9 protein-coding genes are annotated in these 12959 nt (G+C 40.4%); 4 read left to right on the top strand and 5 right to left on the bottom strand.

Features of this window, described 5'->3' with window-relative positions:
• Positions 1 to 71: 71 nt before the first annotated feature.
• Positions 72 to 1607 (top strand): leucyl aminopeptidase family protein, encoded by a 1536-nt coding sequence (locus AN390_RS11835; RefSeq protein WP_055254722.1) that lies wholly within the window; start codon positions 72 to 74, stop codon positions 1605 to 1607.
• Between the two features lie 200 nt (positions 1608 to 1807).
• Here the strand turns inward: AN390_RS11835 and AN390_RS11830 are convergent, their stop codons facing one another.
• Entirely contained in the window at positions 1808 to 3445 is a 1638-nt protein-coding gene (locus tag AN390_RS11830) for a methyl-accepting chemotaxis protein (protein WP_055254720.1), read from the bottom strand.
• 143 nt (positions 3446 to 3588) lie between these two features.
• Positions 3589 to 5814, bottom strand: a complete 2226-nt coding sequence (locus AN390_RS11825; protein ID WP_055254718.1) for a S9 family peptidase — start codon at positions 5812 to 5814, stop codon at positions 3589 to 3591.
• Between the two features lie 112 nt (positions 5815 to 5926).
• Here AN390_RS11825 and AN390_RS11820 point away from each other — a divergent pair, with 112 nt between their 5' ends.
• On the top strand, positions 5927 to 6331 hold the full coding sequence (locus tag AN390_RS11820; protein ID WP_004586851.1) for an HIT domain-containing protein: 405 nt from the start codon (positions 5927 to 5929) through the stop codon (positions 6329 to 6331).
• Between the two features lie 44 nt (positions 6332 to 6375).
• On the opposite strand, the gene AN390_RS11815 is transcribed toward AN390_RS11820, so the two are convergent.
• Entirely contained in the window at positions 6376 to 8076 is a 1701-nt protein-coding gene (locus AN390_RS11815; RefSeq protein WP_055254716.1) for a dipeptidyl-peptidase 3 family protein, read from the bottom strand.
• 275 nt (positions 8077 to 8351) lie between these two features.
• Between AN390_RS11815 and AN390_RS11810 the strand changes: the two genes are divergently transcribed.
• On the top strand, positions 8352 to 9191 hold the full coding sequence (locus tag AN390_RS11810; RefSeq protein ID WP_004586853.1) for an HDOD domain-containing protein: 840 nt from the start codon (positions 8352 to 8354) through the stop codon (positions 9189 to 9191).
• Between the two features lie 82 nt (positions 9192 to 9273).
• On the opposite strand, the gene rdgC is transcribed toward AN390_RS11810, so the two are convergent.
• Positions 9274 to 10182 carry a recombination-associated protein RdgC gene (gene rdgC / locus AN390_RS11805; RefSeq protein WP_004586854.1) on the bottom strand — a complete coding sequence of 303 codons (909 nt, stop codon included), beginning with the start codon at positions 10180 to 10182 and terminating at the stop codon, positions 9274 to 9276.
• Between the two features lie 83 nt (positions 10183 to 10265).
• The gene (locus tag AN390_RS11800) at positions 10266 to 12023 is read right to left on the bottom strand and encodes a HAMP domain-containing sensor histidine kinase (protein WP_055254714.1); all 1758 of its coding nucleotides are present in this window, start codon (positions 12021 to 12023) and stop codon (positions 10266 to 10268) included.
• Positions 12024 to 12395: 372 nt separating this feature from the next.
• On the opposite strand from AN390_RS11800, the gene AN390_RS11795 reads away from it, so the two are divergent.
• Positions 12396 to 12764: a response regulator gene (locus tag AN390_RS11795; RefSeq protein WP_024031682.1), complete on the top strand. Its 369-nt coding sequence runs from the start codon at positions 12396 to 12398 to the stop codon at positions 12762 to 12764.
• Positions 12765 to 12959 lie beyond the last annotated feature (195 nt).

Here is a 12959-nt window from a genome sequence, read left to right as displayed (position 1 = left end):
GCAGTTGGCTGGTTTTGTGTTTTTATATCAACGATAATAGCCCCTTATGTTTTCTAACAGGAGTTTTACTTATGGCATATCCTCAAGCGATAGCTGCACAATCACTTAGTGCAAGCTTTGACTCATTTTCTCACGATGCACTTATTATAATTAGTGATGACTTTTCTCAATTAGCCAATAACTCATTAAGTGATGCTATCGAATCACACGCTAAAGTAGATTCTCGTATTGGTAAACAAGTTACGTTTTTAGTGGTTGATAATGTACGCGTTGTTTTAGCACCTACGGGGCCGCTTAACCGCGATTACGATGATGTAAGGCGCTACTTTGATGCTGCTAAACTAGCGATTAACGAAGCAAAAGCCGCGGGTAGTGTAAACCCTGCTATTTACTTACCTAAATTACATACAGATGCGCGTTACCAGCATGCGTTAGAAGTGGCGTATTTAGGGGCATGCCAAGCATTATGGCAGCCTCTTGAAGCACGCGAATACCACGGCGAAAGCATTGAACCTATTACGCAAATAGGTTTAATCGATGCAAATGAGCAAACAGTTAAAGCTGTAAATGCAATTGCAGCAGGGCAATATGCGGCACGTGATTTATGCGGTACTGAGCCTGAACGTATGGCGCCACCACGCTTTGCCGATTACTGTGTTGAGCTTTTTAAAGGCTCTAAAGTAGCGGTTGATGTGATTGACGATATTAACACGATAGATAAAAACTACCCTATGCTTAGCACCGTTGCTCGCGCATCTTATGCGGTTGAGCGCCACCACCCACGTGTTGTTAAGCTAGAATACGTGCCAGAAGGTGAAGTAGCGCGCACGCTAATGTTTGTTGGTAAAGGCTTAGTTTACGATACCGGCGGCGCCGATTTAAAAGTAGGCGGTTACATGGCGGGTATGAGCCGCGATAAAGGTGGGGCTGCATCCGTTGCGGGCTTTATGAAAGCCGTGGCAGATTACCAACCTAAAGGCGTTAAAGTTATTTCTTATTTAGCTGTGGTCCGTAATTCAATTGGCTCAGATTGTTTTGTACCAGATGAAATTATCACTAGCCGTGAAGGCGTACGTGTACGCATTGGTAACACCGATGCAGAAGGGCGTTTAGCTATGGGTGACCTACTTAGCGAAATGAAAGATGTCGCCAAAGGCGAAGTTAATCCAACATTATTCACCGTGGCAACCCTTACAGGCCATGCGGCACGTGCTATGGGCCCTTACGGAGCGTATGTTGAAAACGGACCTGCACGTAGTGCTAATACCTCTCGTCAAATAGCGGATTGTGGTGATTTATGGGCAGATGCAGCTGAGGTTTCTCGCTCTCGCCGTGAAGATTACGACTTTATCAAACCGCGTACCCTCGCTGATGATGTTTTATCAAGCAATAATGCGGCCTCTGCTGTTACAGCCCGTGGGCATCAATTCCCTATGGCGTTTTTAGCCGTTGTTGGTGGGCTTGATAAACACGGTAACGATTCTGAGCAGCCGCTTCCTTATGTACATATGGACATTGCCGGTAGTGGTGTTGAAGGCGGTGATTGGCAGCACGGCAAGCCAACCGCAGCATCAGTAACCAGCTTATTTGCGCGCTACTGTATGTAATACCAATCCGCAATAATACTTAATCATTTTTCGGGGCTTAAAAAATTCTCATTTAGAACAACTAAATAGCAAATTTTTTGCCTAGCCATCAACACGTTTTTCCATCCTAAAAATAGATCACTTAATTATGCGAAATGGTATAAGCTAAAAACGCTTATATAATAAAAAAGCCCTGTTAATTCAGGGCTTTTTGTTTTTAATTATTTTAATTTAAAGCGATTAACCACGCTCGAAAGCCCTTGGCTACTTTGTTTAAGGTTATCGCTGGCATCGGTAAGTTGCTTTGTATTATTTAGTGATTGCTCGGTTGATTGAGATAGCTCGTTAATACGTAAATTAACCTCGTCAGCGGCTTGCGTTTGCTGCTCGGTGGCACGGGCTATTTGGCTGTTCATGTCGGTAATTATAGATACCAGCCTTTCTATTTCATTGAGCGATGTATCGGCAGATGAAACCTGCTCAACCGTCGTCACCGACAGTGCTTGGCTTGATTTTACCGCCTCTACTGCCGCTTTAGCGCCTTCTTGTAATTTAGTGATCATGGCTTGAATTTCATCTGTGCTTTGCCCGGTTCTGCTGGCTAATGTGCGCACTTCATCGGCAACAACTGCAAACCCTCTGCCGTGCTCGCCTGCACGAGCCGCCTCTATAGCAGCGTTGAGAGCAAGTAAGTTTGTTTGCTCCGATATACTTCTGATCACATCAAGCACAGAGCCTATATTGTTACTTTCGTTTGCTAAATCTTCAGTTACTTGGCTCACTGTTTCTATATTACTTGAAAGTGTTTCTATGGCGGTAATGGTATTCGCTACCACGTTTTTACCGGTTGAGGCATTGTGCGCTGCATCATTGGCTGCTTGTTCAGCGGCTTCGGCATTACGACTCACATCATGAATTTGGTGCGTCATTTGCTCCATGGCGGCGGCTACTTGTGTGGAACTGTCGTTTTGTAGTTCAATGAAGGAGTGGCTTGTTTTACTCGACTCATCCACCGTGTGAGCGTGTCTGCTTACATCATCAGCACTGTGCGATACATGTACTAACGACTCGCGCATTTTTAAAACAAATAAATTAAAAGAGCGTGACAGCTCTGATATTTCATCATTGCCCGATTCGTTTAGCGTACGTGTTAAGTCACCTTCACCTTGCGATATGTTTTTCATCATGTCTGCGGCAAGACGAGTAGGCGTGAGTATACTTTTACCAATAAAGTAACTTAATAAAATGACAGCAATAATCATAACTAAAGCGCTAATTATGATGAGATTACGCTGCTCGCTAAATGCTTCATCTATTGAATCTAGGTATACGCCTGAGCCAATAATCCATTGCCACGGGCTAAAGCCTTTTACAAATGCGACTTTATCTACCGGCTGATCTTTTCCTGGTTTTGGCCATTTATAAGGTATAAAACCTTCTTTTTGTTGTTTTACAATGCTCACCATTTCTACAAAAAGTGCTTTGCCATCGGGGTCTTTATTATTACTTAAGTCTTTACCGTTAAGCGCAGGCTTTATTGGGTGCATTACCATTTGGGGCTGGTAGTTGTTTACCCAAAAGTAATTTGTTTTGTCATAGCGCAGCGCTTTTATAGCGGCCAGTGCTTGTGATTGAGCCTGCGCTTGTGTGAGTGTATTGTTTTGTTCAAGCTGGTGGTAATGCTCAATAACACTGTATGCTGTTTCTACTACATTTTGGGTTTTTAGATATTGCTCGTTTTTGAGTGAGCTATATTGATGAGTTAGGCTAGATATACTAAGTACTATTAGGCCAAATACAACAATGGCTATTAACAGTAAAAAACGCTGGAAAATACTGAAACTACGTAGGTTAAGCATTAATTTGTCCTCAATTAGTGTACGCCTTAGCGCATAGAATAAGCGTAGCTAAAAAAAGCGTTTAATCTAGGCTTACTAACTTATTAAGACAAAAAAAAGGCTGATTTTTCAATCAGCCTTTAGTCTATTTAGTCATCATATGATTATTTAACATCAAAATGTCGATTAAAGAAGTTTGTGATGGTTTGGTGTAAATGTGTTTGCACCTGTTTACCGCGTAAGCTGTGTTTTGAGCCTGGGTAGGTCATCATTTCAAACTGTTTTTCGTTATCTTGTAGTTGTTTAAATAATTTAGTGGCGTGGGTAAATAACACGTTGTCATCGGCCATGCCATGGTAAATCATTAATGGGCCTTTTAAGCCATCAGCGTATGGGAATACGGCGCTGTCTTCGTAGCCTTTGGCATTGGTTTTAGGATGACCAAGGTAGCGCTCAGTGTAATGGGTATCGTAAAGTGCCCAGTCAGTAACTGGAGCTCCCGATACACCGGCTTGAAAGTAATCGCCCGCTTTAAACATGGTCATTAGGGCCATGTATCCGCCATAACTGTGGCCATAAATACCAATGCGTTGTGGGTCTACGTAATCAAGCGTGCGTAAAAACTCAACGCCTTTAATTTGATCTGCTACTTCTACAACACCTAAGTGTTTGTAAATAGCGTCTTCAAACTTTTTACCACGGTTGTATGAGCCTCGGTTATCGAGCTGAAAAATAACATAGCCTTGTTGCGCCATGTATTGAAAGTACAAGTTTTTGCTGCGCCAGCTATTTGTTACGCGTTGTGCATGCGGGCCGCCGTATACATTAACAATTACTGGGTGCTTTTTACCGTCTGCAATATTGCTTGGTTTAAACAAGCGGTAATGCATTTCTTGGCCATCATCAGCTTTAATTGTGCCGTACTCTGGAGTGGCTAAATCACTTAAATAAGGTGTTAATGGGTGGCTATCATCAAGCTTATTTTGTTCAAGCCATGTGATAAATTCGCCGTTTACTTTACGTAGTGCCGCCGAGTTAGGCTTGTTTACCGATGAGCTATTATCAATAAACGTTTTGCTGTCTTTAGCCATTACCACTTTGTGGTATTGGCCTTGTTCGGTAATGCGCTTAATATTGCCTTTTTTAAACAGTGGTGCGCTGTATAAATGGCTTTCAAGCGGGGTGTCTTTACGTCCTGCAAAGTACACTATGCCTTTTTTCTCATCTACGCCTTTTAAGCTATCAACAACCCAGTCTCCTGAGGTGATTTGTCGAATTAGCTGGCCGTTAGTGCGGTACAAATAAAGGTGTTTAAAACCATCGCGCTCAGAAGCCCATACAAAATGCTTTTTGTCTTTTAAGAAATGCAGATCAAAGTTTAAATTGATCCACGTATCGCTGTTTTCTGTTAGCGCTACTTTTTGCGTTTTAGTATCGCTATTGTAAAAACGTAGTTCTAACTTATGTTGTGAGCGGTTTTGCCATTGATACGAAAGGGTTGTGCTGTCTTTTAGCCATTTAGCACGTGCAATGTAAATGTCTTTATCGTCGCCTAAATCAACCCAGTCAACGTTTTGATTATTTAAAGACACCACGCCAAGTTGAATCTCAACGTTGTCGGTACCTGTAAATGGGTAACGTTGATTAAATAGCTTTACTTCGTCTGCATAAATTTCGTTACGGATAGCTTCTTTTACTGGGGTTTCATCTACGCGGGTAAATGCAATTTTAGATTCATCGCCAGCCCACCAGTAGCCAGTCATACGGCTCATTTCTTCTTGTGCTACAAATTCGGCCATGCCGTTTTTAATAACGCCGCCGCCATCTTTGCTCAGTTGTATTTCTTTACCTGAATCAAGTGCTAAAGCGTAAAGGTTTTGCTCGCGAATAAACGATACATAGTTACCTTTAGGAGAAAAACGGGCATCGGTTTCAAACGCTTCTGTATTGGTAAGTTTTTTACTTTTACCAGATGCAAGCTCGTAATAATACAGGTCACCATTGAGTGGGAATAACAGGGCTTTGCCGTCTTTAGACCATTTATACTCTAAAATACCTTTACCAAAAATACGTTGGCGTTCGCGGCGTGCTTTTTCCTCATCAGAGAGGTTTTCTGGGCCTGAAAATAGCTTTGCAGAATCAACCAGTATTCTGTTGGTGTTATCTTTTAAGTTGTATTCCCATAAATCATAACGGTTGTAGTCATCGGTTTTACCTTGCAGGTAAGTTACGCGGCTACCGTCTGGTGAAAACTTAAGTTGTACGGGAGCTTTACCCGACAAGCTCGGATCATCAAAAATACGCTCTAGCGATAATGGTTTTGCTTGTACGCTTAGTGCGCCAACAGCTAGCGGTAGTGCGAGGGTTAAGTGTTTTATTTTTTTTAGCACAAGGTTGCCTTAGCTTATTATAAATATTGTATTAAATGGTAAAGCTAAGCGTGTGCAACTGCAAATAAATGCTATAAAGTGGCCATTATTAAAGACTAACTAGGATGTGACGATGACGAACCACACTTTTGAACTCGCCCCAGAGCTTAAGCGCGATTGTATAGAACTGGCAGATTGGCCTTTATGTAAGGTGCTATTGCTTAACGACAGCCAATATCCTTGGTTTGTATTGGTACCCAGAAAACCTAATTTAAAAGAGATCATCGATTTATCTGATGCCGATCAAATTGTATATTTAAAAGAGTCGGCCAAACTCAGCAAGCTTATTATGCAAGTGTTTAGTCCTGATAAATTAAACGTGGCCGCTTTGGGTAATATGGTGCCGCAATTACATATTCATCATATTGCACGTTTTACAACTGATGCTGCGTGGCCTGCACCGGTGTGGGGTAAGTTTCCTGCAAAACCATACACAGATGAGCAAATAATAGCGCTAAAAAAAGCGCTGCAGTTATAAACTACAGCGCTTTATTAAACTATTACAAAGTATTACGTGTTGGGTTAGTTAAGGCCTAACACGTCTTTGCCTTGTTTAAAGGTTACATCAACCGGAATATTTGCTTGGCTTAGTTTTTCTAGGTCTTTAGCAAGCTCTTCTTTAATATCGCCATGTGTGGCAATTAGTTGATCTACTTTTTCGTAATCGCCGTCACCTTGTAATGTTAAAATTAAGCGCGACAGCTTAGCCATAGCCACACCCATTTTTTCCATATTTACACGGTATAAACCCTCTTCATTTTTAGAAAAAGCGCCTTCTTGTGCAAAAAAGTTAAAGCGGATCATGTTGGCTTTACCATGTGCGCTTGATGCACCAAAACGTACTGAGCGGAATATACCCGCCATAAAGGTGGTGTAGTAATCTTCTAATGTGCCTTCGGTAATTTCGCCTTTTTTAAGTAACTGCTCAACCATGTATAAACCTAAAATATCGGCTTTACCTTCTTCAAGTGCACTTGCGTGCTCTTGTAATGATTGGCGCACAGTGCCTTTATTTGTAATGGTGTTTTTAATACCTAGGCCATGAGCTACTTCGTGAAACATGGTATTGGCAAAAAAGGCGTTAAAGGTAATATGCTTACGTTGCTCAGGTACAATTAACTGCTCAGCAATTGGCACTAAAATTTTATCAAATTTTGCACGCATTGCGTTTTTAAGCTGCAGGCGACGAGTGCCTTTTTCAAGCTGTACTTGCTCATCGTTTGGTAAGTTAATGGCAATAGTTTTGCTGCCCGCATTTGAGTGACCTGCATAGTAAACCACATCGTAAGCATTTAAATCGGCGTCTGAGCCTGGCACTTCTTGCTTATATTTAGCATCTACCGGTAAACCTTTTTGAAGCTCTGGTAAAAAGGCCGCAAACTTAGCTAGGCGCTCGCTCCATTTTAAATCTTTAATTAGTACATAAGACTCATAAGCAGAGCGGTAGCCAAAGAGTTGATCTTCGTAGGTTTCAATTGGGCCAATAACCACATCAACTGGGTTATTTTTCATGTCCATCCAGGCAAAGTCAGAACCTTGAAAATCATCTTTTTGCAGTGCATCAGCACGTAGGTTTAAGTAGTTGGCAAATTCTTTATCATCGGCAAGCTTACTGGCTTCACGTAACAAATCTGCTGCTTTAGCTAACTCCTCAGCGTATTCTTTTGAGTAAGGCACGCTGTAAAGGTTACCTTGCTCATCACGTTTAATTAATGAGTAAAGGCCTTTTTTATCTTCTACGTCGGCATTATTTAGCTCTTCTTTTGTTATGTCGGCTGGGTAGAATTGTGCGCCAAGGGCTTTTTCTTTGTAACCTGATAAAAACGGTTCGTCACCATTTAAACGATCCCAAGGGCCGTAGTTAATATCAGCAAATTTACGTACTTTTTCATCACTTAGTTTTGCTAAAAAAGCGTCTTTATTATCGCCAAAAGCCTGCTTCCAAAATAGCTCGTCCATAATTTTAGAGGCATCGATAAGCTTAGCAACCATGGCTTTTTGATTCTCACTTAAATGAGATAGGTCGGCTTCTAGGCTAAAGTCGGTGTAAATATCTAAACGTTGTTTATCAATGTTAATTAAATCTGGGCCAGCTTGTGCGGCACTTTTTTGAGCAAGTTCTACACCTGTGGCTTCGGTCGATGAGGGGGCTTGCTCTGAGCATGCACTAAGAAAAACGACGCCTGAGAGTAAAATTGCTTGGCTAATTTTGTTTAAGATCATTTGATTGCCTGTTAAAAAAGTAAGTTTAATTATTTGTACGCTTAAATATAATTGCTAGCGCGTACAAACGTTTCCTTATAGTGACTGCATTAAAGCAAAACTAAATGGTAAATAGCAAGTGTTTGGCGGTGTACCGCGCCTACAGGCGATAATAACAATTAATTTATATAATTTTCTTAACTTTATCGGTAAGTTAGATAATACTCATTGTATTACTCATTTTATCCGAGGTTAGCAGTTGCATTGCGGCCCAGAAACAAAAGGATGACAGTTCTATGTCTACAGAAAATGCACTATTAACGATTTTGGTTGATAGAATCAATAACGACACTTTGGTTTTACCTACGTTACCTGAAGTTGCAATTAAAGTGCGCCAAGCGGCCGATAACCCTGATGTAAACCTAATGCAAATGTCAGACGTGATTGGGCAAGACCCGGCTCTTTCAGCGCGAATGATTAAAGTGGCTAACAGTGCAATTATGGGCCGAGCGGTTAAAGTGTCTAACTTACAGCAAGCGGTTACGCGCATTGGTTTACGCCAAATTAAAAATATAGCAACCGCAATGGCAATGGAGCAGCTGTTTGTTTCTAATAATGAGCTAATAAAAGGCTACATGAGTAAAGCGTGGCAAAAAACGCTAAATGTGGCTGGGCATTCAATAACGCTTATGGCGTTTTATTTACAAAATAATAAACGTACATCGTTAAATAGTGACGCTATTACGTTGGCGTCGTTGGTATATAACATTGGTGTACTGCCTATTTTAACCGAAGCTGAGCGCCACCCAGAGGTGTTTGCTAACCCAAGCTTTTTAGCACATGCAATTCAAAAGCTCAGTGGTAAAATTGGTGGCTCAATTATGGGAGCGTGGGAGTTTCCACCTGAATTTGTAAATGTTGCTAGGCATTGGGCCGACCCTACGTATCGCCCTGAAGAGATTGGTTATGTTGATTTTATTCGTATTGGCGCTATTTTAGAGGGGACTTTACAGGTTTCTGATAAATCAGCGGCTTTACAAACTTACATAGATAAAGGCGTCATTCCTTCTATGCAGCTATTTTCAAGTGACGAATACAACGACATGCTTGAAAATGTAAAAGACACATTTAGCTAATTAGCAGTTATAAAGGTAAAAGCAAAAAGCACGACTAAGTCGTGCTTTTTTTGGTTTTAATAGCGCTTATAATTTTAGCGTCTTATAAATCTTCTGCATCACCTAAACCGGCCGTCAGCTCTTCAAGCAGTAGCTTGATTTCTTCTGAGGCTAAAATAAAGTCAGCATCTAATTTAACTGCCATATCTTCTTTAGGAATATCGGCGTTTTCTTCTTTTAAAGTTTCTGAGTAGCTTAAACGCTTGATAGAGCCATCGTTTTGCAGCATAAACTTCAGGCGTTCTTGCCAATCAAGTGCAAGTTTGGTCACGCGTTTACCATTTTCTAGGTGCGATTTAACTTCATCACACGATAAATCATGACCTTTTAGTTTAACCTGTGCGCCACTGTCGTCGGCTTCTTCTAGCTCAGCATCAAAACCTATAGCAAAGTTTTCAGGGGTGCTGAAGTTAGTTAACCAATCAGTTAAAAATACATCTAGGTCGTAGTTTGCAAAAGCAGGTACTACCGGTAATGTGCCCAGAGACTTACGCAGCAATGCAAGTAGCTCTTCTGCTTTATTAAAACTGCCGCTGTTAACTACAACCCAGCCGTTTTCTTGGTCAATAAAAGCAAACTGTAGGCTCGATTTTTTAAACGCTTGAGGTAATAAGGTAGTTAAAATGTTTTCTTTTAACTCGTCTTTTTCTTTCTTTTTAACAGGACGGTTTTCTTCCGCTTCTATTTGATCTACTTTTTCGGCAACCATTTCATTAACAACAGATGCAGGCAGCACTTTTTCTTCACGTTTGGCACACACTAAAATGCTTTTTTGTGAAAAATGCGCCAGCGAGTCACCATGCTTACCAAATGCTTTTGTCCAACCAAATGTAGAAAGGTCTTGAGAGCCACAAGGGCGAAATACATCTTGTTCTAACGCTTTTTCAAACTCTTCTTGAGTGTACGAAACATCTTGCTTAAAGCGATAACAAATCAGGTTACTAAACCACATAAGGTAACTTTTCCATCTTTTAAATTTGCTCAATCATAGCAATAAAATGGGGTTCTCGAAATGGCTGATTTTAAGCAAAGCCGTTATTGATTAAATAATGGCTTTGGCATGTTTTTAGGAAATTCAATATGGTAATGAAGCCCTTTGCCAGGCTCACTGCTTGCCTCTATTGAGCCGCTAAGTGTTTGCTTAACTAAGTTAAAGGTTATGTGTGTGCCTAACCCACTGCCGCCTTGGTCGCGTTTTGTCGTAAAAAATGGGTCAAACAATTTGGCTAATTGCTCTTTTGTTACGCCATTGCCGTTATCGGTGTAGTCAATAATAAGGAGTGTGTCATCGGCGTTAATATTTATATCAATATTGCCCTGCGCAATATTATCAAAACCATGAATAATTGAGTTCATAATTAAGTTAGTAAAAATTTGGCTAATTGCCCCTGCAGGCAGGTTAAGAACTAAATCATCCGGACACTGTAAATTTATGGTGTGCTTGGTTTTTTTTAGTTTAGGGTGGAGCGATAAAATTACTTCGTTTAAATAATCTTTAAAGTTAATTGTTCTTACAGCTTCACTGGCTTGGTCTACCGCTATTTGTTTAAAGCTGGCAATAAGCTCAGAGGCTCTATCAAGGTTGGTTGTAAGCAAGCTTGTGCTTTGCTTGGCTTCGTTTATAAACTCTTCTAATGCTTTGGGCGATAATGTTTTTTCTTTGTAGGCATTTTCTAATGTGTTTAAACGCTCTTGTAAAAACGATATAGCAGTTACACCAATCCCAATAGGTGTATTTATGTCGTGTGTAATACCGGCGACTAATCCGCCTAGCGCAGCCATTTTTTCGGTGCCTACTAAGCGCTCTTGTGCAAGGCTTAGCTCGTCTAGGTAGCGTTCAAGCTCTTTTTGTTTAGTTAATAATTCTTCTTCGGTGTGTCTGCGTAAATCAACTTCTTCGGTTAGTACCAGCTTTTGTTTTTCTAGTTCGTACTTTTGCTGTTGTAAATCCATCATAGCTTGGCTTAAGTTTGACGTTTTACGGGCAACATCTTGCTCAAGCTGTATATTGTGCTGGTCGAGCTTTTCGTTACTAACAATCAACTCACGTTGGGTATGCTCAAGCTCTTTTCTGTATTGAACTACTTTATCTATTAAGTTATTAAAAGACTGCTCCATAACGTTTAGCTCGTTATGCTCTTCGGTCTCAATGTCTATGTGTTGACCTTCTAAGTCATCAAGCTCTAAGTTTTCTATTTGATCGGTTAACTCGTTTAAAGGGTCGGTGAGCAGCTTTCTAAATGCCATTAAAAACAGAATGATCAAAAAGGTGGTTTTGATCATGGCGTTACCAATTAAAAAGTAAATAGATACCATTATTCGGCTAAATACCACATCGCGGCTAGAGAACAAGGTCACATCACCTACTTGAGTAGCGCGCCCCGAAAATTCAAAAATTAGGGGGAAGGTATAGCCAAAGAGACCCGATTTGGTGTCCTCTATAATGACTTCCTCTTGTACGAGTTGTTGGTTATAAAGTTTGTGTATATCCAAAGAGCGCCCCAGCTGCGAAATAATTTCACCGCTGTCGTCGCGCACTATAATGCCCTCCACCATAGGTATAGCAAGTAAGCCTTCTGCGGTTGTAATTGTTTGCTTTGTGTTTAGTTCCCAAATTGCGCGTGTTAAGCTTCGGCTAAAGGTTTTTTGCAGCGTACTTAGCTCATCACGAATGTAGTCTTTAGTATTTACAAATTCTGCAAGCACCTGTCCACATGTCACCACAAAGGTAAGCAAAAAATACACTGATAAAACATTAGTTAACAATTTCTTAGAAAGGCTTTTTTGTAACATATGGGATTTACTCATCCGGTGTAATTATATCTAAGTTGCAATTTCTAACTTAAAAGTTAGTCAATAAAACCTTAAAAATAAATAAAAAATTTATATTTTAAAGAGATAGCCCAGCTATTGAGTCGTTTTGTTTTAATAATAGTGCACTAAACTGATTTAAATTAATTTTAATGCCTACTGAGATTACAAAAACGATGATTTTTAATAGGCAGCTAAGGCAATTATTAATAATGTTTGACGTTTTATTGTAAGGTTACAGTATTACATTATGCGAACAAGCAAAGTGTTAGAGTTTTAGGAACGTGTTAGAATAGCAAAAACCAACGGACGGCTCGTTTTTATAATTTTTAGAAGGTTATTTTAGTAGTTAACATGATGAAATTTTCTATATTAGTGTGTGATGACTCCACTGTTGCACGCAAACAAGTTGTGCGTTGTTTAAATGAGTGCGTGAGTGCCGACATTCAACAAGCCGCAAACGGGGCCGATGCGCTGGCGCTTTTACGCTTGCAGCAATTTGATCTTTTGTGTTTAGACTTAACCATGCCAGAAGTTGACGGCGTACAAGTGCTGGAGCGCATCAAGGCAGAAAAAATAGAGTGTTTTGTACTGGTGATCTCCGCTGATATACAACAACAAATGAAGCAAAAAGTCGCGCAGCTTGGTGCCATCGACTTTATAAATAAACCTATTAATAAATCGGCCTTAAGTGAAGTTTTGCATAAATTTGGCATTCATTAGGTTTTTTCATGTTCAAAAAGGCTGTTTTATCTTTTAATTTGGGGTTGACAGCATAGCCTTTGTTAAGGCAGTCTTAGCTCTATGAAAACAATTAATCGCGCACTGACCATTATTATTACAACCACCATTCTTACTGGATAGTGGCATAGGTCGGTGCAACAAATTTAAAGGCCTGTGTTCACTAAGAACACAGGC

This window comes from Pseudoalteromonas sp. P1-11 (assembly GCF_001399995.1).
GTDB lineage: Bacteria > Pseudomonadota > Gammaproteobacteria > Enterobacterales > Alteromonadaceae > Pseudoalteromonas > Pseudoalteromonas atlantica.
The sequence above is the reverse complement of the archived record's forward strand: the minus strand, read 5'-3'. Positions and strand labels throughout refer to the sequence as shown.

Excerpts from the sequence above, each read along its gene's own strand:
- AN390_RS11835 (WP_055254722.1), top strand. The coding sequence starts at position 72 with ATGGCATATCCTCAAGCGATAGCTGCACAATCACTTAGTGCAAGCTTT.
- AN390_RS11830 (WP_055254720.1), bottom strand. The coding sequence starts at position 3,445 with ATGCTTAACCTACGTAGTTTCAGTATTTTCCAGCGTTTTTTACTGTTA.
- AN390_RS11820 (WP_004586851.1), top strand. The coding sequence starts at position 5,927 with ATGACGAACCACACTTTTGAACTCGCCCCAGAGCTTAAGCGCGATTGT.
- AN390_RS11815 (WP_055254716.1), bottom strand. The coding sequence starts at position 8,076 with ATGATCTTAAACAAAATTAGCCAAGCAATTTTACTCTCAGGCGTCGTT.
- AN390_RS11810 (WP_004586853.1), top strand. The coding sequence starts at position 8,352 with ATGTCTACAGAAAATGCACTATTAACGATTTTGGTTGATAGAATCAAT.
- rdgC (WP_004586854.1), bottom strand. The coding sequence starts at position 10,182 with ATGTGGTTTAGTAACCTGATTTGTTATCGCTTTAAGCAAGATGTTTCG.
- AN390_RS11800 (WP_055254714.1), bottom strand. The coding sequence starts at position 12,023 with ATGTTACAAAAAAGCCTTTCTAAGAAATTGTTAACTAATGTTTTATCA.
- AN390_RS11795 (WP_024031682.1), top strand. The coding sequence starts at position 12,396 with ATGATGAAATTTTCTATATTAGTGTGTGATGACTCCACTGTTGCACGC.